Origin of the sequence: Paenibacillus sp. EKM211P (genome assembly GCF_011066175.1) — a bacterium.
In the GTDB taxonomy this organism is placed as follows: Bacteria; Bacillota; Bacilli; order Paenibacillales; family Paenibacillaceae; genus Paenibacillus; species Paenibacillus polymyxa.
The window spans coordinates 445,140-465,086 of the sequence record NZ_JAAMNS010000003.1; the positions used below are offsets into that span (position 1 = coordinate 445,140).

Sequence of the window (19,947 nt, forward strand, 5' to 3'; positions counted from 1 at the left end):
TTACCTTTACATCGTTCGACTGATGCGTAGAAGTGTGGAGATCCCTTCTTTAATTTGCAGCTCATTGGCGTAAGAATAGGACAACCGTATATGCGTTTTACCCTCTGCACCGACGGGATCAAATACATTGCCTGGGACAAAGGAAACGGACTCTTGTATACTTTTGGCAAGCAGCTCATTAGGTTGTATCGTAGAAGGTAGCTGGAGCCACAGGTTGAGTCCTCCCGCCGGGCTGGTCCATGTCCAGCCGGAATCGCGGAGACTGGTCTCCATCGTTTCCTTACGAATCTGGAGCGCAATACATAGCTTTTTAATATGCTGCTGCATACGTGGGGATTGAAAGTATTGTAAAAACAGCTTTTGATTCAGCAGCGGCGATCCGTTGTCCACTAGCGCTTTGACGCTCAGTAGACTGTCCATGAGCTGAGGCCTACAGGTTACGGCTGCGATTCGCAGACCGGGTGCGACATATTTGCTGTAGCTGCGAATATAGACGACGCTCCCCGAGATATCATAGGAGAAAATCGGAGAAGGCGGCTTTTGCCCAAAGCTGATATCATAGGTGCTGTCATCCTCGACAATAAGACAGCCGTAGCGCTCGGCCAGTTCGGGCAGACGTTTGCGCTGCTCATCGGGGATCGTAAAGCCGGTCGGATTGTGAAAGGTCGGATTCACATAAAAGAGACGCGGTTTTTCCGTTTTCAGGCACCATTCAATCTGATCCATATCATAACCTTCTGGCCGTATATCAGTTACAGTTAGGCGGGCGCCTTGTCTACGGAATATTTCCATGGCGGGACCATAGACCGGACGTTCGATTAATACACGGTCTCCTGTACGGATCAGAGATCGGGAAACCAAATCGATGGCTTGCTGTGCGCCGGAGGTAATCAGTACTTCGTCCGTTGATACTGCAAAATGCTTATCTGTGCTAAAATGCTGCGCCATGGCATCACGAAGCTCAGCGTCTCCTTGTACAGAAGAATAGGTAGCTGCGATTTTTGGATGCTTTTCAAACACCTGCATCATTAATTCTCTCCAGTATCGGTTAGGCAGGAGAGAGGGATCAATCAGGGCCTTGGAAAATTGGAAGTCTGCGTTCACGGCATGAACCTGGGTGAGTCCATCCAGCCCCCTCCAGACGGAAACAGACGGATCGTCTGCCATGTAAGTGGATTCCGATTGGAAGATCCTCTTTGTGGATGATCGTTCCGAATAGGCAGTACATATTCCCAATTCTGCTGCATGGGAAGCATGAGCGTAATATCCCGATTTATCTTTTACATAGATGCGTCCTTGTTGCTTTAACTCCTGATATGCCCGGAATACGGTTAACCGATGCACACCCAGCTCCTGAGCCAGACTTCGCACCGACGGCAATTTAACGTCTGCTGGCCAGTCCCCGCGCTCAATCCGCACATTTACGTAATGGACGACCTGCTCATACAGCTTTAAGCTCGGATCGGCCGAGTTATTTTCTGTTGAAAACAATAATTCGCTGTTAACCTTGCCCATGCTGTCCACGCTCCTTTGTGTGTATTGTACTATACAGCACTTCAAAAACGTATACAACTGTTCTGTGGTTGCCCATCTGTTCTGTCTGTCTCCTTGTATGCTTGTGAATAACAGAAGGGAGAGAGAAGTGTCATGATTGGTATCGCCTTTACAGTTATGTGTCTTATTTTTGGCACCACATTTTTGGCTATCAAAGTGGGAGTGGAAGCCGGACTTCCGCCGTTTCTATCGGCAGGTGCACGTTTTATGGCAGCAGGGGCGATCTTGTTTATTGCGATGAGGCTGTCGGGAAAGGTTCGGTGGTCGTTATTATGGCGTAAGGAAATGCTGCTGATTGGGACGGGAACGACCTTCGGCACATTCTCAACACTGTATTGGGCAGAGCAATATGTCAGCTCGGGGATCGGCGCTATTTTGTCAGCCACCGGACCGATGATGATTGTGCTGATGCAGTCTGCAATACTGCGGCAAAAAACGACGAGAATTACGCTCATGGGCTGTATGATCAGCTTTCTCGGGGTCGTGCTGGTGGTATTGCCCGGCTTAGCGGTTCAAATCAGCGGCCTGTGGTTGGCAGGTTGCATAGCCATTTTGCTGGGTGAGCTATGCTATTCGGGTGGAGCCCTGTATTCCAAGCGAGTCATGGATGCATTTCGTGATACGAATCCGATTGCCTTAAATGCAGCTCAAATGTTCCATGGTGGTTGGATGCTGCTAGTACTGTCGGCTTTCACTGAGCCTTGGAATTCTGAGGGATGGAATCTGCTGCCTGCCATGGGCTCTCTGTTTTATTTGATCCTGTTTGGCTCCATGATTGCGCAAACACTATTTTACTGGCTTATGGCGCGTACGAATCCATTGTTTCCGACCACATGGCTCTATATTTCACCACCGATTGCTGTAGGCCTGGGTGCTTTTTTATATGGTGAACATGTAAGCTGGTGGATGCTGGCAGGGGTGCTGCTCATTGTGACCGGGTTGATGTGTATGAATAACGGAATCATCCGTCTAGTGAACAGACGCAAAGTACGCTCTGCTGCCTGATATTTCGAAGTTGTTAGAATATGATGTAATATGATAGAAAAAGCCTCCAAACTGCCGTATATTACTAAACATGCGGCGTTTGGAGGCTTTGTTGTTGTAATACTTTATTAAAGTATTATGGGTACAGTCACTTTCTGCTTATTCAACATTGAGTACAAATTTGTCGATGGCATGCTTTACACCGTCTTCGTTATTACTGCGAGTAATGTAATCAGCCAGCTTTTTTAAATCAGGAATCGCATTCTCCATCGCTATGCCAAGACCGGCACATTCCAGCATTTCATGGTCATTCCAAGAGTCGCCGATCGCAATGGTCTCCGACAGATCACAGCCAAAATGGTTTGCAAGGAAGGCAAGAGCGTGGCCCTTGGTGCCTTCATGATGCATAATTTCCAGGAAATGAGGCTTGGATTTTGTAATATGCACTTCACTGCCAAGCAATTCGCGAAGTTCGGGAATTAATTCGTCCAACACTTCCGGCTCGTCGATAATCAGCAATTTAGGAGCTGGTTGCTCAATAACTTTACTGAACACAGGCTCTACAAAATATTCTGTGTTGTTCAGCTCGGTGTAATCTTTAATTTTTTGATTATCTTCACGAGTGTACAATTTGTCATCTATATACGTTTGCAAATGCAGATTGCGTTCCACGCAGAATTCATACAGACGACGTGCAGCTACGAGTGGAACATAACGCTCATACAGCACGTTTTCGTCCAGCAGGTTTTTAACCAAAGCTCCTTGGTACGTAATGATCGGAACGTTCAACCCCGTCTGGCGTGCAATTTTGTGCGCGGAGGCATAAGCTCGTCCAGTAGCGAGAGTAACCACCACACCTTTAGCTACAGCAGCTTCCAATGCCTGTTGTGTCGCTGGAGTAACTTCTTTCTGGTCATTAATGAGAGTATCATCAATATCAATGGCAATTAATTTATACATATCGGTATTCTCTCCTTTATCTCTATCATGGGGCAATATTAAAATTGTATCTTATAATATTCAAAATGACAATATCGCATTGAAAAAGGGACGACGCCCATAAGAGCCTGTCCCCTTATAACCACTGAAGTATTGGCTTGAAACCATGGAAAAAAGTAACGCTTAGTCTTCCAGAAATACAAGTCCAACAAAGTCGTCCAGCTCAATATTACCAAAGTAATGCTTCAAATCGAGAGAGGATAAGGCTTGACGGACCTCACCTTCATCATAACGCTTGCCACGCAGGATATTTTCAATATCAGCGACATCACCTACACCGAAGAAATCCCCGTAGATTTTAATATCACGGATGTAGCCTTCCTTCAGATCCATGCGGATATCTATAATACCGACCGGGAATTTACGTGTGTGTTTGATATTGCTCTCAGGGGATAGACCGTAGTTCCAATCCCACGATTGATAGCGTTCTTTGGAAATTTCATGGATTTTAGCCCAATCCGCATCGGTGAGCTTATATTGAGGCACCTGATCCAATTCTGAGCCAAAGATGGATCGCAGCAATTCCTCGCGAAATTGTTCTATGGTCATCTCACGGTCCATCAGTTCGCTGATGTTAGCCACGCGACTACGGACGGATTTTGTGCTTTTGGATTTGAATTTCTCGGGATTGGCGTGCAGTGATGCAGCCACATTGTCCAGATTCAGGTTGAACATCAATGTACCATGGCTGAACATACGTCCACGTGTGGCAAATTGAGCGTTTCCTGAAATTTTACGTTCTCCGACTTGCAGATCGTTGCGTCCTGTCATTTCGGCTTCTACTCCCATTTGGCGGAGGGCGTCAATCACAGGTTGCGTAAATTTGAGGAAATTATGAAAGGACTCCCCGTTATCCTTGGTAATGAAGCTGAAATTTAAGTTACCGAGATCATGATATACAGCCCCGCCGCCGGACAGGCGACGAACGACTTGAATATTATTGTCTCTCACAAACTCAGCGTTGATTTCTTCAATGGTGTTTTGATGCTTGCCTATAATAATAGAAGGCTGATTAATGTAAAACAGCAGATAGCTGTCGTCCAGCGGTAAATGCTTGAGCGCGTATTCCTCAATAGCAAGATTAATGGCTGGATCGTGTATGCCCTGGTTGTCGATGAACAGCATGTCCATTCCTCCGTATATACAAACTGTGTATTTTATGTGTGCCTCCCCCTATTGTAACCCAAGTGAGCCATGTACAAAAGCTCATTTGCATTGACGGGACGCAAAAAGCAGCCTCATAATGGAGCTAAATGATTGAAAACGGGCGGAAAGGATATGAGGCAATGATAGAGGTTTATGGTCATGGCGGGGACAGGGAAACGGCTGCCGCGACATTTGGCGGAGCTGCGGCGGATTTTGTGGATTTTAGTGCAAATATTAATCCGCTTGGTCCGCCACCGGAGGTGCTTGAGGCACTGCAAAGCTCATTGGACACGGTGATTCGCTATCCTGACCCTGGGCATCGCCACTTTAAAAATATGCTGGCACGGCGGCTGCACGTTCCACCGGAGTCGCTGAGCATCGGTAACGGCGCGGCTGAAAGCATGGCTCTCTTACTATTGGGCCTGGCTCCCAAGCGTGTGGGCACAGTGGAGCCGTGTTTTTCGGAATATGCCGAGCTGGCTGGCAAATTTGGAGCCGAGATCCACCGGGTATACGGGAAGGCTTCGCTTCAATGGAAGGCAGACGTGGAGGACATCCTTCAGCTCATGGAGCAGGTAGATGTATTGTTCCTTGGGCAACCGAATAATCCGAACGGTGTGCAATATGGTGAGCAGGAGCTATATGAACTGGCAGAGGCGGCTGGCAGAACGGGTACCGTGCTGGTGGTGGATGAGGCCTTTATTGATTTTATCCCACTGGAACGGCAAGTCTCATTATTGCCTGTGCTGGATCGCTATCCTCATGTGATTTTGATCCGATCGATGACCAAATTTTATGCCATTCCTGGCTTGCGATTGGGCTATGCGATTGCTCATCCGGACTATATCCGGCAAATGACGGCCAAACAGGTGACCTGGAGTGTTAATGGATTGGCGTTGCTGGCTGGAGAGGCGTGTCTGAGAAGTGGGCAAGCTTATGAGCGCCGCACACAGGAACTAATTGCGACGGAGCGCAGTCGCTTGCTGACTGCCTTAGCGGAATGGGGCTGCGGTGTCGTTCCCGGCGAAGCCAATTACGTGCTAGCAAGGGCGCCGGGAACGTGGAGTTCATCGGCTATTCAGCAGGCGCTTGGACAACGTGGGATTCTTATACGTAGCTGTGCCATGTATCCGGGGCTGTCGGCGAGCCATTTTCGAATTGCAGTCAAGGACGCCGAAGCCAATAATATGCTGCTGTCTGCACTCAGTGAAGTGTTGGAGGAGGAGCGGCGTGATCGTTAGCTTGGTAATCATGGCAGCCTATCTGCTGGACAGGCTAATCGGCGATCCGAAATGGTTGCCACATCCAGTCATCGGGATGGGACATGCCATTTCAGCATTGGAAAAAGCGATTCGTCGTAAGGTCCGCAGTGACCGGGGATTGAAACGTGCGGGTATACTGCTTCCACTCATTGTGGCAGGAGGCTCCTTTGGGCTTGCTTGGGGGCTATTGCGTGTGCTTGCCTGGATTCACCCATGGTTGTCTGTCGTCGTAGAAATTGTTCTGGTTGCAACCACAATTGCTTCCAAAGGACTAAAGGACGCAGGGATGGCCGTATACCGAGCGTTGCAGGCAAATGACCTGACTGTGGCACGTCGGGAGTTAGGCATGATTGTCGGGAGGGATACGCAGCAGCTTGACGAGCCTGAAATTGTACGCGGTACCGTCGAAACAGTCGCTGAAAATATCGTGGACGCCATTATTTCCCCGCTTTTTTATGCCCTGATCGGGGGAGCTCCCTTGGCACTGGCATATCGAGCTGTAAATACGCTTGATTCGATGGTTGGCTACAAAAATGAAAAGTATCTGCATTTAGGCTGGGCCTCGGCACGTCTGGATGATGTAGCTAACTACATTCCGGCTCGCCTGACAGCAGTTATGCTTGTGATAGCGGCGTGGTTGTATCGGCTGGATGCTGCAAGAAGCTGGCGCACAGTCAAGCAGGATGCCCGTCTGCACCCAAGCCCGAACAGCGGCTTCCCCGAATCAGCAGTGGCAGGTGCCTTGGGGATTCGTCTCGGTGGCTATAACGTGTATCACGGCGTACGCTCCTTTCGGGCATATATGGGCGAAGAGATACGACCACTGGAGTCGAAGGATATCCGGCATACAATCCGGCTGATGTTCGCCGTATCCACTATGTTTGTAGGGTTGTGTTTGTTGGGAGTTGCGGGGTGTTTTGCCTTGGGATGGATGCGGTGAGGAGTGACATTATTTTGAAACAAAATACAGAAGGGAAAAGAGTGCGAGAACGTGCACTAAGTCCGAACTCACAACAGGTAAGAGAGCCGAATGATGCTAAAGAAGATCTGCAGTGGGACATGGAGCTCGTGTTAGTTCGTCATGGCACAACCTTATGGAATAAGGAACGTCGATATCTGGGACATGCCGATTTGAGTTTGCTGTCTGGAGCAGAGCAGGAATTAAAGCCTTTACGGGAAAAATTGCAGGGCCAGTCCTTTGCTCAAATCTATTGCAGTGACTTGATGCGATGTCGCCAGACCTTGCAGATCATTTTGCCGGGGTCAGCATTGACGACTGAACGTTTCCTATCTGCTATGCCTCCCATGATGGAACCACGTCTGCGAGAACTTCACTTTGGCGAGTGGGATGGAAAAACGTATGACATGCTTAAGGATGTGGCGTTGTATCGTGCTTGGATTGATGAGCCACAACGAATCACCCCGCCTGGAGGAGAGTCTTGGGTCCATTTTGTGAATCGTCTGCGTGAATTCCTCGACTCTCTGTTTGCGTGGCGCATTGCTTTGGAGGTTCAGCCAATAGAGTTGAATGCTGCACCGCCCTCTGTTTTGGTTGTCACGCATGGTGGTGTAATTCGCCAATTGGTTTGTATGCTGATACCAGGTCATGATTTTTGGAGTCTGAATCCAAAACCGGGAGAAGCGATTAGGCTTCAGTTAAGGCTGGCAGGACTGCACAATTGTATAGCAAAATTGCTTTTTCACTAGGGTAGTTGTGGCGAATCAAGCAGCTGTTTGGGTTGTAAGCTAACTCTTTTTAACCTATAATCATCAAGTAAAAGAACGGCTTGACTACACTACATCAAATATCCAGCAGACGAGGTCGGCGCCGTGTGAGGGAACTTGCTTTTCTTCATTGCGCTGTTAAAAGGGAAGTCGGTGTGAGTCCGACGCGGTCCCGCCACTGTAAATGGAAACATGCTCATTAGCCCTGTTACATGTGCCGCCAAGCATGTGAAAGAATATCAGGGCATGCCTCTTCCATAAGTCAGGATACCTGCCCGTCCGCCTGTCACCATAATCCTTCGAGGAAAGGATGACGTGTTCGCAGTGACTGTCCATGCGGAAGGAAGCTGCCCGCCTGCGCACAATCTGTGCTAACGTGACCCCTGTGTCCTGAAATGAGGATGCGGGGGTTTTTGATAGGAAAAGAAGGCTGGAATGAGGAAATACGGATGATGTTCAAGTAACGCTCTTAACGATTTTTGTATGAAGGGGTGCAAATCATGGCAGTAAAGAAAATAAAGGTATGGACAACAGGTCTATTGGCGCTGATATTGGCAGTTGTGCTGAGTGCATGTGGCGCGGATGGAAAAAATGCAGAAAATAAAGAGGGCCAAGCTTCTTCACAGCAGCCGGGACAGACCGTAACCGCACAAGAGCCTCCGGGCAAAACGGTTTACCCGCTAACGGTTAAGGATGCAACAGGACAGGAATTTACATTTAAAAAGGCACCGGACAAGATCGTTTCCGTCTCCCCGGCAGAAACCGAGGCGTTGTTCGCTATCGGATTGGATAAGGAAATTGTTGGTGTATCCGACTACTCTGATTACCCGGAGGCAGCTACGAAAAAGCCTAAAGTGGGCGGTATTATGAAACCGAACGAAGAGGCGATCATTGCTGCGAACCCGGAAGTTGTTTTTGCAGGAATTTCACTTAGTGAACAGGCTACGACTAAGCTGCGTGACATGGGAATTATGATTTTTAAAACGGAACCGAAGACCGTTGAAGATGTCATAGCTAACATCGAATTGTATGGGAAAATCACCGATCATCAGAAAGAAGCGAGAGCGGTGACCGACAAGATGAGAGCAGATGTAGCGGAAGTGAAAGAAGGAGTTAAAAATATCGGCAAAGGGCAGAAGCTGCGGGTATACGTCGAGTTTTCACCAGGCTGGACAGTGGGTAAAGGCGAGTTTATGGACGAACTGATTACATTGGCAGGCGGCGAAAACGTGGGTGCCACGCAGAAGGGCTGGTACCAAATCAGTGAGGAAAATATTATAGCTGCCAACCCTGACGTGATTTTGTACAGCAAAAGTGTGAAGGATGACAAAACAGGCCAGACCCTCAGCGATATCATAAAAGCTCGCAGTGGATGGGATCAAATATCGGCTGTTCGTAACAATCGTGTATTTGCCGTGGATGATAATTTGATTAGCCGTCCAGGTCCACGCGTAACAGAAGGACTCAAGGAAGTAGCCAAGGGCGTGTACCCTGAAATTTTCAAATGAACCGTAGACTGATCGGTTTTGGGGGGACTGGTCTTGTCTTGCTGCTGCTGACGCTGCTGCTCTGTCTTGGCATCGGCTCGGTCAGTCTTCCGGTCAGCCAGATCACAGGTATTTTGATCAACCACCTACCGTGGTTAGATGATACGTTTACACCGGATTGGAATACATCTGCAGAGCAGATTATTTTGAAGGTCAGACTGCCAAGAGTGTTACTGGGAATGTTGGTCGGAGCAGCGCTGGCGCTGGCGGGAGCTGGATTTCAGGGTGTGTTGCGTAATCCCTTGGCTGATCCCTATACCCTTGGGGTATCCTCGGGAGCTTCGGTAGGAGCGGCAGTGCTGATTTATTGGGGGCTTCAATTTTCATTTGTGGGTATATGGACCCTTCCGCTAGTCGCATTTATAACCGGCATGCTGACGCTGTGGATGGTGTTGACGTTGGCGCGTGAAGGTGGGAAAATTCCGACCCAAAGCCTCATTTTATCAGGTGTGGTGATGCAATTTTTTGGGGGAGCCATTGTTTCTTTTCTGGCAGCCATGTCGAAGGAAACAGTCAATGAAATATTGTACTGGACGTTGGGAAGTCTTAGTCTGCGAGGTTGGTCATATACGGGAATTCTTTTACCTTACGTGATCGTTGGGCTGGTGTTTCTATGGAACCGGGCACGGGTGCTGAATATTCTGGCTTTGGGTGAACGTCAAGCGGCTCATATGGGGGTTCATGTAGATGCGACGAAGCTATCTGTCCTGATCATATCTACCTTGCTGACAGCTGCCGCTGTCTCAGTATGCGGAGTCATTGGCTTTGTCGGACTCGTTGTACCACATATCATTCGTCTGGTGACAGGTCCCGATTACCGGATGATTGTTCCGTTATCTGCACTGGGTGGAGCTATTTTTATGGCTTGGGCAGATACGGCGGCTCGCACGTTGTTGGCCCCAACGGAAATTCCTCTGGGCGTTATGACGGCCTTTGTTGGGGCGCCGTTCTTCGCGTATCTCCTGTACCGGAACAAGAAGCTGCGCAGGGGGGATCTGTTGTGACCGAACAAAGTGAAACACAGAAGGTGGATGATCGGGCGCTAGAGGTAGCAGGTCTTACCCGTGCTTATGGAGAGTTCCATGTGTTGAAGAATATTAGCTGGAACGTAGACGAAGGAGCTTGGTGGGGGATCATTGGTCCGAATGGGAGTGGTAAATCGACGTTGCTGCATCTGCTTTCTGGCGTAGATCAGCCGACTTCTGGAAGTGTTCATATCTATGGCAAAAAGGTCGGTAGCTACAGCAGAAAAGAGCTTTCCCGACTTGTAGCCGTACTCCAGCAGGAGGGCATTCCTCCAGTGAGATACACCGTCAGGGAAGTTATAGAAATGGGGCGGTTTCCTCATCAGGACTGGCTAGGCAGGGAAAAGGGAGTTGATGTGGAGGCGATTACGGATCGGGTCCTAGAGCGATTGAGTCTAACTTCACTGGCCGACAGAACATTGGACCGCTTGAGTGGAGGGCAGCGACAGCGTGTAGCTTTGGCAAAGGTGATGGTGCAGGAACCACAGATATTGCTGCTGGACGAACCTACGACCTATCTGGATTTGCGCTATCAGCTTGAATTTATGGAGTTGTTGGCAGAATGGCGCCAAGAAACGGGCGTGACGATCATTGCTGTCCTGCATGATCTTAATTTGGCGGCACAATTTTGCGATAATTTGCTTGTACTTAAGGATGGAATGGTTGAAGGATTGGGTAGTTCATCGGATTTGCTAACAGAGGACCGGATTCGGCGTGTATATGGTGTGGAGCCTGTGATGCTTCCGCATCCCGATAGCGGTGTGCCGCAGCTCTTGCTGCGCAGAAGCGCTGCGTCTACAGCAGATCAATAGGAGATTGGGAACATACTAAAAAGAGCAGGGAGTGGAAGGTATGAACGACAAGCTGCGTCAGCTGATCGATAGCATAGCCCAGCCGGATGGAGTGGCGGCTTCGGCAGCGTCAGCACATTTGGACCAATTAACAAAGCCACCTGGAAGTCTTGGAAAGCTGGAGAGCTTGGCCATCCAGCTAGCAGGAATTACTGGCGTGGACAAGCCTGAATTTGATCGTAAAACGGTGATGGTCATGGCTGCGGATCATGGGGTGTGTGAAGAGGGAGTTAGCGCCTTTCCAGCTGAGGTTACGCAGCAAATGCTGTATAACATGCTGTCAGGCGGCGCAGCAATTAATGTGCTGGCACGTCATGCAGGCGCTGATGTCCAGGTAATAGATGTTGGCGTGAATGCGGACGTTGCTCACCCAGATTTAGTGAATCGTAAGGTGCGTATGGGCACTTCGAATATGGCTAAAGGGCCAGCCATGCTGCGTACGGAAGCGGAACAAGCGGTTTTGGCCGGAGCTGAAGCCGTAGCAGAAGCGGTTAAAGGTGGCACACGGCTATTTGTTACCGGAGAGCTAGGGATCGGGAATACGACAGCCAGCGCTGCGGTTGTATGTGCGCTCACCGGACTTGATCCGGAAGTGATCGTGGGCCGGGGAACGGGGGTAGATGTGGCGGGACTTACCCGTAAAATAGCCGTTGTCTGCCGCGCATTGGATGTGAATCAGCCGGATGCCAATGACGCGCTGGACGTGCTGACCAAGGTCGGCGGTCTGGAGATTGCCGCTCTGGCAGGCGTCATCCTCGGCGCAGCCGCGCATCGCTGTCCAGTGGTGCTGGACGGCTTTATTTCCGGCGCGGCAGCCCTTGCTGCACGCGCGCTTGCGCCTGCGAGCGCGGCGTACATGCTTGCTTCGCACGCCTCGGACGAGCGTGGACACGCGGCAGTGCTCCGCCAGCTTAAGCTGGAGCCCATGCTTCATTTGGACATGCGGCTCGGTGAGGGCACGGGCGGTGCGCTGAGCTTGCACCTGATTGATGCGGCGTGCCGCATTATGCGCGAAATGGCGACCTTTGCCGATGCAGGCGTATCGGACGGTCAGGGAGCCGCGCAGCGATGAAGGCGCTCGTGACCGGCGGGGCACGCAGCGGAAAAAGCGGCTTTGCCGAGCGATTATGCATGGCGCGCGCTCCGCGCGCCTGCTATATTGCAACGGCCCAAGCCTATGACGTGGAGATGAAGGAGCGTATCGCTCTTCATCGGCTCCAGCGCGATTCTGCCGGGTATGACTGGCAGACGCTGGAGGAAGCGCAGGCGCTGCCGGAGCTGCTGCGGCGGCTTGGCGACGATCAAGCGTCGCAGCCTGCGCCTATGGTGCTGGTCGACTGCCTGACCCTGTGGCTGTCGAACGTGCTGCTGGCCGCAGGTGAGGACGGCGAAGCTGCGGCCAGAGCCGCCATGGATGAACTGGCGGCAGCTGTGGAGCAGTATCCGGGATCGCTCGTCATCGTAACCAACGAGGTCGGTGACGGTATTGTACCAGAATATCCGCTTGGAAGGCTGTACCGGGATTTGAGCGGGATTATGAATCAGCGGATAGCCCGTGTTTGTGACGAAGTTTTTTTAGTGACGGCGGGCATTCCCGTAGAACTTAAACAGTTGGAATATAAGCTATGAGCCGCGAACGTCAGGCTGTTGCTGCGGCTTTTCAATTTTTAACCCGTCTACCGGTCAAGGCGGAGCTGGATTTTTCCCCGGAGCTGCTGAAACGCAGTGCAAGCTATTATCCGCTGGTTGGAGTGATTATTGGTATTATCGTCTGGGGCATTGCGGCGCTTACGGCTATGGTGCTGCCACCGCTGCCGTGTGCGATTCTTACCCTTGCAGTCTGGGTCTGGTTGACGGGCGGACTGCATCTGGACGGGTGGATGGATGCTGCGGATGCCTTATTCAGCTACCGGTCCCGTGAACGGATGCTGGAGATTATGAAAGATAGCCGTGTAGGAGCAATGGGGGTTATTGCTTGTGTGCTGCTACTCATGCTCAAGGCTGCTTTGCTGTATACCGTGCTGGTTGAACAAAATGTGTCTGGCTTGTTGTTGCTTCCGATGGTTTGGAGCCGCTGGTTTATGGTACATGCAATGAAGCGCTGGCCTAAAGCCCGTAACGATGATGGACTGGCTGCGCGTTTTGCTGATATGAGTGGTGGACGTGCCGGACTGGCCGTATTTTGGGCTGTAGTCGTGACTCTAGGTGCTGCCGCAGGCCAGTATATACTTGCAGGACCAGCTACAGCAACAGAGGGATCAGGAAACCTGTCGTTAGCAGGGACACACTTACAGACGCTCCTTTGGTATTCTGAAAGCCTTCCAATCTGGATAGGCTTTGCGTTGCTTCCGCTCTTGGCTTACGGAGTTGGAACCTTTACAGCAAACCGTATTAATCGCCGTCTTGGGGGACTTACGGGAGATATATACGGAGCTTTGAACGAATTGCTGGAGACTGTGTTGTTGCTGTTTATTGTCATTTTGTACGGGTTGTGATCAAATTTGAAATGAATTCGTTAAAGGGGAAGAGGCAATTGTCAACTTTCGAACCGTCCCGCACGAACCCGGCAGCTATCTTAATGCTTCAAGGAACAGCGTCGGATGTGGGCAAAAGCGTGGTGACGACCGCGCTGTGCCGGATCTTTCTGCAGGACGGCTACCGTCCCGCACCGTTTAAGTCACAAAATATGGCGTTAAACTCTTATGTTACCGAGGACGGCAAGGAAATTGGACGTGCACAGGGAGTACAGGCCGAAGCTTGTGGTATTGAGGCGACGACCGACATGAATCCGATTCTGATTAAGCCGGTCAAGGATATGCACTCACAAATTGTTGTACACGGTGTACCTTATGCCTATATGAGCGCTTCCGATTACCGAAAGGATTTTTTGCCACAAGCCAAGCACACCGTTATGGATGCGCTAAATCGGCTGCGTGATACCTATGATATTGTGCTTATGGAAGGGGCAGGCAGCCCGGCAGAAATTAATTTAAAGGACCGCGATATTGTAAATATGAACCTTGCAGGCTGGGCGGATGCTCCAGTATTGCTGATTTCGGATATTGACCGGGGTGGTGTCTTTGCCTCTCTGGTAGGGACTATTGAGTTGCTGGAACCCCATGAAGTACAGCGTATCCGTGGATTTATCATTAACAAATTCAGAGGCGATTTGTCCCTGCTTCAACCAGGATTAGACTGGCTGGAAGAACGGACAGGCATTCCTGTACTCGGTGTACTGCCCTATTTACCGGACATTCGCATTGAAGCAGAAGATTCGGTCGTACTGGACAAGAAGCCTAAGCGGTCAGCAAAGGATAAAGAATTGGACATTGCGGTGATACGTTATCCGCGTATTTCCAATTTTACGGACACGGATGCTTTGGCCGCAGAGCCGGATGTGAGCGTGCGTTATGTCACGGAGGCCGGGCAATTGGGCGTACCGGATGCCATTATCTTACCGGGAACCAAAGACACCATCGGAGATCTGCTGGAATTGCGTGAAAGAGGGCTAGAGGATGACATTCGAGAGGCCGTGAAGATAGGACGCACGCAACTGGTTGGTATTTGTGGGGGCTATCAAATGCTGGGTACAGCGTTATTTGACCCCGATGCCGTCGAATCTGGGTTGCCGCAGCAGGCAGATGGGTTAGGTTGGCTAGCTCTATCCACGATCTTCTTAAAGGAAAAGCAAACCGTGCGCGTTCAAGGAACCCTGTCTAATCATTGCCCACTTTTGCTAAGCACTGCACTTGATTCGGGTTCTACCTCCAAGCCAGTCATTGAAGGATATGAAATACATATGGGTGTTACAGAGTATGTCACGGAACCACATGTATCTATAGACAGGACTCCAGACTCAACGAAAATGAAAACATTATTCCAGATTCAGCGTGGGGAAGGGACTGCCTTTGAGGAAGGTTGGGGTACGACAGACGGTAAGGTATGGGGAACCTACTTGCATGGTGTGTTTGATAATGACCGTTTTCGCCGGTCCTGGTTGGATGGACTGAGACAAGCCAAGGGCTTGCCAGCTTTGGATAGCACTTTTACTGTACGTGAAGCCAAGGAACAAGAATTTGACCGTGTCGCAGAGGTGGTACGCGCTCATTTGGATATGGGACAAATTTACCGCATTCTCGGGATGGATTCATAAACTTCTTCATGGAAGATCCTTTAAAAAGCTTTTAAAAAAATAAAGAGGTATCTCTACAGTCATTTTTGTGACTGAGAGATACCTTTTTTAGCAGATCAGCTTACTTAATTTTAAATTTTTGAACCGCCTTTTGCAGTTCAGTTGCTTGTTGGCTTAATTGACGAACAACCTCACTGTGGCTTTCCATTTCATTCAGTTGCTCATCGGCATTTAAACCGATCTCCTGAATCATATGTTGTGCGTTTGCAGCAATGAGAGCTGTCTCCTCCACGGAAGCAGATACTTCCTCCGAGCTGGCGGATACTTGCTCCGTTGCTGCGGATACGGTTTGAATCGTAGCGTTGATCTTTTGCATGAGCTCACTTAGCTGGTTAAAAGCAAAACTCGCCTGTTGAACCATTTCCGTTCCCGAGTGAATCTCACGACTAACCTGAGTCACTGAGTCCACAGATTGCTGAGATACTTCCTGAATGGTAACCAAATAGTCCGAAATTTCCTGTGTTGCTGCTTTGGATTGCTCTGCGAGCTTGCGAACTTCCCCGGCAACTACAGCGAAGCCCCGTCCATGCTCGCCCGCGCGGGCAGCCTCAATGGAGGCATTCAGGGACAACATTTGAATCTGCTTTGTAATATCGAAAATTGCAGAAACGATGCTACCAATAGCTTCTGAGCGTTCATTCATACTATGTATGTATCGAAGCGACTCATCAGCAGCATGTCCTACCTGTGACATTTGAGCTACAGCTTTTTGAGCAAGCGTATTCCCGTTAACCGTTTCTTTCGTTGCTTCACTGATTTGGTCAGATACATCATTGGCAGAGGAAGCGATATGCTGCACACCTTGAGCAATCTCCTCCATAGCCTGTGCATTTTCAGCAGCAGCAGAAGCGATGCTGTTGCTGCCCTTGGCTACTTCTTCAGCGGCAGCTGTAGAGTCCTGGACTTTTACACTCATAGCCTCAGTTCGACGAAGCAACTCGTCCGACCCTTTAACAACTGCACCTGATGTAGTAAGCACATGGCCGATCATTTCTTTCAAGTTAAGAGACATAGATTGGAAGCTGCGGGCAAGTTGAGCAATTTCATTAACTCCTTGAACCTTTGTATCTTGCGAAAGATCCCCTTGGGCAATTTTTTCGCTATGACGAACCAATTCAGCAATGGGCTGTACAACTTTACGAATGACAAGGGTAGAAATAACTCCGCCCAGTATAAGTGTTACCAGTGTAATACCAATGCAAATCCATAGGATTTGTTGGGATTTTTCCTGTACGAATCCAACATCTTCGTTCACGCCAAGAATCAGATTACTGCCTGATATTGCAAAGAAGGCGGTTTTGTGTACTCCATGCGAGTCGCTGTAAATGTCACTGATATTCATCTCGCCTTGTTTGGCTTTTTTAATATCCTCAACAGGAACGAGGGTATCCTTGACCTTATATGCTGATTTTACGTTTCGTGCGACAACTTCGGCCTTACCATCATCCTTCAGCACCGCAATATATGCGGATTCTAATTTGAGGGTGTCAACCTTGTCCTGAAGATAAGCTTCCATCTGCATAGCAGAGCTGGAACCAGACCCACTTCCTTGCCCAGCTTGAACGGCTAAGGAAATATTGAGATCCTGATACACATTTTTAGCCCCAGTTTCTAGCAATTGGTCTACTTGAGGCATGACACTGCTATTAATGATACTCATGGAAACTGCATAAAAACTGATGCTGAACAGAAGAGACGCAAAGAGCTGAATCAGCAAAAACATAATTCGTAGCTTTGCGCCAAGGGAACGATTAAAACGCTTCATGAAAATTCTCCTCTCACATGATGGTGATAAAACAGACGAATTGCCCTGCTTGATGTAGGCCGCTTGTCCAATGAGATACTAGACACGCCATGATCTACTTGTTTTCCTTTCTTTGCTTGAAGAAAAGACTGAAAATGTTCGGATTCTATGTATATTTCAGCTGTATTCAAGGACACAAGATATGAGAAAGGGAAGTAATCCATGATTTACTAAAAAGTAGGTTAGACCTATTTTACATAATTAACAGACGGTTGAATAGTCATATTTGCCCAAAAACAAACAAAAAATATATAACTATGGTCTTGGGTGTTTAGATGTAAGTTTGATGTAAATTATCAGGAGTAGGAAATTAAAAAGCTTTACCCGTGCTTTTATAACTATTGTAAAAAAGAAGGAATATAAGTAGTATAAGGAATACCACTTTTTACAAGCTTCTTTTAAGCTTGCTTTAATAAGTTCGAATGTGGTCTTCAATATACATATAAAAGGGGAAAAGGCAGTTATGGATCGGGAATTGCTTTCTAAGGAAATAAATTTGGAGGTAGAGGGAGAAGATAACCAGGAACCGACTATAGATCAAGATCAAGATAAAGCGAATAGAGGAGGGAATCCGTTCAGCCGCCTGTTTGATTTTATCTCAGGCGTATTCACTCCGCTCTTGCCATTGCTAATTGCTGGAGGAATCTTTCAGGGGATTGCGACTGTTTTCTTGTTCTTAGATTTTTTTGATACTCAAGTCTTTACCGCTTTAGGGTACATTGGTGGTGTCGTATTTTATTTTTTGCCCATTTTGATAGCGGTAAATGCGGCAAGAAAGCTTGGTAGCAATTTATTTATTGCGGCGGCAATTGGGGCCTGCTCATTTCATCCTGGTATTATGGAACTACTGCAATCCGGCCTAAAAATGAATTCAGACGATTTACCCGTGGTGGAGCCACAGTATGTTGCTTCTTTTATACTGATTCTTATTGTTGTCTGGCTTGCATCGAAGATTGAAAAAGGATTGAGTAGGTTCGACCGTTATTCAATTCAACTACTGGTCGTTCCGACATTGACGCTTATCTTGATTGTGCCTTTATTGTTGTTTGTTTTTGGTCCGCTGTGGACGACCCTGGCACATCATTTGTCGGGTGGTTTTGCTTCACTGTTTGACGATGCGGACGTATTTGCAGGTCTGCTGTTTGGTGGGACAATACCTGTGCTCCACTTTGCGGGCATGCAATATATGATGTCGATGAACATAATAGAATCCATGGCTACGAATGGCTATGATTCTATTACCCCTGTTGTTGCGGCGGCAGTCATGGCTCAGGCAGGCGCGGCCTTCGGTGTATGTGTTAAATCCAAAAATGCCAAAGTCAAAATACTTGCTGCTTCCACAGGCCTGTTGGCTATGTTTGGAATCATTGAACCAGCATTATACGGCGTTAATGTGCGCTTCAAAAAACCGCTTATCGCGGGACTGGTTGGCGGGGCTATTGGTGGGGCGTGTATGTGTCTGTTTGAAGTGAAGTTGACTGCTTTTGCAGCCTTATCTGGCTTGCTTAGCTTACCCCTGTTTTCCGACACTACATTTGTTTACGCCATTTTGAGCATGTTGATTTCGTTTGTTACGGCTGGTGTAATTACGTATTTTATGGGCTTTGTGGACGATAAAGAGGAGCCATCAAAAATTGCATCCGCATCCCGTATTCGTGCTTCCTCGGAATTGAATGTGGAAAAGAGCTCTAACAATTAAGGTGCAACGCAACGGCTAATTACCTCATGTAAGTGTTTACAAAAAAATCTTGTCAGCTCAGTGTTTATATGATACTATGATGACAGTTAATCAAAACTGCACAATCATGGATTGTTACCATATCGGGCAAAACCATAAACAGGCACTATGTGTCAGTTTTGGTATTGCCTTTTTTTTACTACTCCAAGCGGCTTAAGGTGATGGAATGAAGATAGCAAAGGTGCTGAATAATAACGTCGTAACGGTCATTGATGAACAGCAGAAAGAATTAGTCATTATGGGAAGAGGAATTGCTTTTAAAAAAAACACAGGCGATGAGATTGAAGAGGGGAAAATTGAGAAAATTTTCAAGCTTGAAAGTACCGAGGTTTCCCGTAAATTGATGACCCTGATGTCTGATATCCCTATTGAGTATGTTGAACTTTCTGATGAAATCATCCAGTATGCCAAAACGATACTTGGTGTAGAGTTGCATGACAGCATCTATATTTCGCTGACAGATCATATCCATTTTGCCATAGAGCGTTATCGTTTGGGTATGGACATCAAGAATGCACTTTACTGGGAAATCAAACGAATGTACCGCAAGGAGTTCGCGATTGGGACCAAAGCATTGCACATGATTCAGGACAAGCTGGGGGTTACACTCCCAGATGATGAAGGGGCGTTTATTGCCTTACATTTGGTGAATGCACAGCTGAACAGTGAAATGCGCGAAACGATAACCCTGACTAATATCGTCAAGGATATCATAAACATTGTAAGCCGCTTTTTTGTAATGGAGCTGGATGAAGAGTCGTTAAGCTATTACCGCTTTATTACACATCTCAAATTTTTTGCCCAACGGGTTATGAACGGAACTCCTGTACAAAATACAGATAATTCGCTTCATGATATGGTTAAGGTACAATATAAGGACGCTTATGCTTGTGCGGAAAAAATAAGAGATTATACGTCTAAGATCTATGGTCGAAGCTTATCCCAGGATGAGATGCTGTATCTCACGATTCACATCGAACGCATCATTAAGAATCAATGATTTTACGGATGATCAGGGATTTAGGATTGCTACTTCTAAACAAGAAGGCAAAACCTGAATGCTGAAAGAAGATTGGCTTTTATAAAGCTGTCTGCTTTCTGTATTCAGGTTTTTTTTATT

General features: G+C 48.2%; 17 protein-coding genes and 1 riboswitch. Of the genes, 13 read left to right on the forward strand and 4 right to left on the reverse strand.

Annotated features, from left to right (window positions below; genetic code table 11):
• Positions 1-6 precede the first annotated feature (6 nt).
• Positions 7-1,515, reverse strand: coding sequence for an aminotransferase-like domain-containing protein (locus G9G57_RS08180; RefSeq protein ID WP_126666670.1), 1,509 nt, complete (start codon positions 1,513-1,515; stop codon positions 7-9).
• Positions 1,516-1,647: 132 nt separating this feature from the next.
• Here G9G57_RS08180 and G9G57_RS08185 point away from each other — a divergent pair, with 132 nt between their 5' ends.
• Positions 1,648-2,559 (forward strand): DMT family transporter, encoded by a 912-nt coding sequence (locus G9G57_RS08185; RefSeq protein WP_126666669.1) that lies wholly within the window; start codon positions 1,648-1,650, stop codon positions 2,557-2,559.
• Positions 2,560-2,697: 138 nt separating this feature from the next.
• On the opposite strand, the gene G9G57_RS08190 is transcribed toward G9G57_RS08185, so the two are convergent.
• Positions 2,698-3,498 (reverse strand): Cof-type HAD-IIB family hydrolase, encoded by an 801-nt coding sequence (locus G9G57_RS08190; protein ID WP_016820665.1) that lies wholly within the window; start codon positions 3,496-3,498, stop codon positions 2,698-2,700.
• A 162-nt stretch (positions 3,499-3,660) separates the two neighbouring features.
• On the reverse strand, positions 3,661-4,662 hold the full coding sequence (locus G9G57_RS08195; RefSeq protein ID WP_164964814.1) for a lipoate--protein ligase: 1,002 nt from the start codon (positions 4,660-4,662) through the stop codon (positions 3,661-3,663).
• 161 nt (positions 4,663-4,823) lie between these two features.
• Here G9G57_RS08195 and cobD point away from each other — a divergent pair, with 161 nt between their 5' ends.
• The 10 genes from cobD to G9G57_RS08245 all read left to right on the forward strand — a co-directional run bounded on the left by cobD (position 4,824) and on the right by G9G57_RS08245 (position 15,246).
• A complete protein-coding gene (gene cobD, locus G9G57_RS08200) occupies positions 4,824-5,924 on the forward strand; it encodes a threonine-phosphate decarboxylase CobD (RefSeq protein ID WP_164964815.1) in 1,101 nt (366 codons plus the stop codon).
• On the forward strand, positions 5,914-6,885 hold the full coding sequence (gene cbiB, locus G9G57_RS08205) for an adenosylcobinamide-phosphate synthase CbiB (protein WP_164964816.1): 972 nt from the start codon (positions 5,914-5,916) through the stop codon (positions 6,883-6,885). The genes cobD and cbiB overlap by 11 nt, the downstream gene beginning before the upstream one ends.
• Positions 6,886-6,899: 14 nt before the next feature.
• Entirely contained in the window at positions 6,900-7,652 is a 753-nt protein-coding gene (locus tag G9G57_RS08210; protein WP_164964817.1) for a histidine phosphatase family protein, read from the forward strand.
• 95 nt (positions 7,653-7,747) lie between these two features.
• Positions 7,748-7,963, forward strand: a riboswitch (cobalamin riboswitch).
• Positions 7,964-8,170: 207 nt separating this feature from the next.
• Complete coding sequence (locus G9G57_RS08215; RefSeq protein ID WP_016820660.1) at positions 8,171-9,178, forward strand: ABC transporter substrate-binding protein; 1,008 nt, start codon at positions 8,171-8,173, stop codon at positions 9,176-9,178.
• On the forward strand, positions 9,175-10,221 hold the full coding sequence (locus G9G57_RS08220) for a FecCD family ABC transporter permease (RefSeq protein ID WP_107733972.1): 1,047 nt from the start codon (positions 9,175-9,177) through the stop codon (positions 10,219-10,221). The genes G9G57_RS08215 and G9G57_RS08220 overlap by 4 nt, the downstream gene beginning before the upstream one ends.
• Entirely contained in the window at positions 10,218-11,054 is an 837-nt protein-coding gene (locus tag G9G57_RS08225) for an ABC transporter ATP-binding protein (protein ID WP_039276927.1), read from the forward strand. The genes G9G57_RS08220 and G9G57_RS08225 overlap by 4 nt, the downstream gene beginning before the upstream one ends.
• Before the next feature lie 40 nt (positions 11,055-11,094).
• The gene (gene cobT, locus G9G57_RS08230) at positions 11,095-12,165 is read left to right on the forward strand and encodes a nicotinate-nucleotide--dimethylbenzimidazole phosphoribosyltransferase (protein ID WP_044785824.1); all 1,071 of its coding nucleotides are present in this window, start codon (positions 11,095-11,097) and stop codon (positions 12,163-12,165) included.
• On the forward strand, positions 12,162-12,722 hold the full coding sequence (gene cobU / locus G9G57_RS08235) for a bifunctional adenosylcobinamide kinase/adenosylcobinamide-phosphate guanylyltransferase (protein WP_164964818.1): 561 nt from the start codon (positions 12,162-12,164) through the stop codon (positions 12,720-12,722). The genes cobT and cobU overlap by 4 nt, the downstream gene beginning before the upstream one ends.
• A complete protein-coding gene (cobS, locus tag G9G57_RS08240; RefSeq protein ID WP_107733971.1) occupies positions 12,719-13,588 on the forward strand; it encodes an adenosylcobinamide-GDP ribazoletransferase in 870 nt (289 codons plus the stop codon). The genes cobU and cobS overlap by 4 nt, the downstream gene beginning before the upstream one ends.
• A gap of 38 nt (positions 13,589-13,626) precedes the next feature.
• Positions 13,627-15,246, forward strand: a complete 1,620-nt coding sequence (locus G9G57_RS08245) for a cobyric acid synthase (RefSeq protein WP_044785827.1) — start codon at positions 13,627-13,629, stop codon at positions 15,244-15,246.
• Positions 15,247-15,346: 100 nt separating this feature from the next.
• Here the strand turns inward: G9G57_RS08245 and G9G57_RS08250 are convergent, their stop codons facing one another.
• Complete coding sequence (locus G9G57_RS08250; protein WP_016820653.1) at positions 15,347-17,050, reverse strand: methyl-accepting chemotaxis protein; 1,704 nt, start codon at positions 17,048-17,050, stop codon at positions 15,347-15,349.
• A 502-nt stretch (positions 17,051-17,552) separates the two neighbouring features.
• Between G9G57_RS08250 and G9G57_RS08255 the strand changes: the two genes are divergently transcribed.
• Together G9G57_RS08255 and licT are read left to right on the forward strand one after the other, a co-directional pair.
• Positions 17,553-18,788 carry a PTS transporter subunit EIIC gene (locus G9G57_RS08255; RefSeq protein WP_016820652.1) on the forward strand — a complete coding sequence of 412 codons (1,236 nt, stop codon included), beginning with the start codon at positions 17,553-17,555 and terminating at the stop codon, positions 18,786-18,788.
• Between the two features lie 205 nt (positions 18,789-18,993).
• Positions 18,994-19,827: a BglG family transcription antiterminator LicT gene (gene licT / locus G9G57_RS08260; protein ID WP_016820651.1), complete on the forward strand. Its 834-nt coding sequence runs from the start codon at positions 18,994-18,996 to the stop codon at positions 19,825-19,827.
• The last annotated feature ends 120 nt before the right edge of the window (positions 19,828-19,947 follow it).

Excerpts from the sequence above, each read along its gene's own strand:
- G9G57_RS08255 (WP_016820652.1), top strand. The coding sequence starts at position 17,553 with ATGGATCGGGAATTGCTTTCTAAGGAAATAAATTTGGAGGTAGAGGGA.
- licT (WP_016820651.1), top strand. The coding sequence starts at position 18,994 with ATGAAGATAGCAAAGGTGCTGAATAATAACGTCGTAACGGTCATTGAT.
- cobD (WP_164964815.1), top strand. The coding sequence starts at position 4,824 with ATGATAGAGGTTTATGGTCATGGCGGGGACAGGGAAACGGCTGCCGCG.
- G9G57_RS08180 (WP_126666670.1), bottom strand. The coding sequence starts at position 1,515 with ATGGGCAAGGTTAACAGCGAATTATTGTTTTCAACAGAAAATAACTCG.
- G9G57_RS08185 (WP_126666669.1), top strand. The coding sequence starts at position 1,648 with ATGATTGGTATCGCCTTTACAGTTATGTGTCTTATTTTTGGCACCACA.
- G9G57_RS08195 (WP_164964814.1), bottom strand. The coding sequence starts at position 4,662 with ATGCTGTTCATCGACAACCAGGGCATACACGATCCAGCCATTAATCTT.
- G9G57_RS08220 (WP_107733972.1), top strand. The coding sequence starts at position 9,175 with ATGAACCGTAGACTGATCGGTTTTGGGGGGACTGGTCTTGTCTTGCTG.
- G9G57_RS08250 (WP_016820653.1), bottom strand. The coding sequence starts at position 17,050 with ATGAAGCGTTTTAATCGTTCCCTTGGCGCAAAGCTACGAATTATGTTT.
- cobS (WP_107733971.1), top strand. The coding sequence starts at position 12,719 with ATGAGCCGCGAACGTCAGGCTGTTGCTGCGGCTTTTCAATTTTTAACC.
- cobU (WP_164964818.1), top strand. The coding sequence starts at position 12,162 with ATGAAGGCGCTCGTGACCGGCGGGGCACGCAGCGGAAAAAGCGGCTTT.
- cobT (WP_044785824.1), top strand. The coding sequence starts at position 11,095 with ATGAACGACAAGCTGCGTCAGCTGATCGATAGCATAGCCCAGCCGGAT.
- G9G57_RS08190 (WP_016820665.1), bottom strand. The coding sequence starts at position 3,498 with ATGTATAAATTAATTGCCATTGATATTGATGATACTCTCATTAATGAC.
- G9G57_RS08215 (WP_016820660.1), top strand. The coding sequence starts at position 8,171 with ATGGCAGTAAAGAAAATAAAGGTATGGACAACAGGTCTATTGGCGCTG.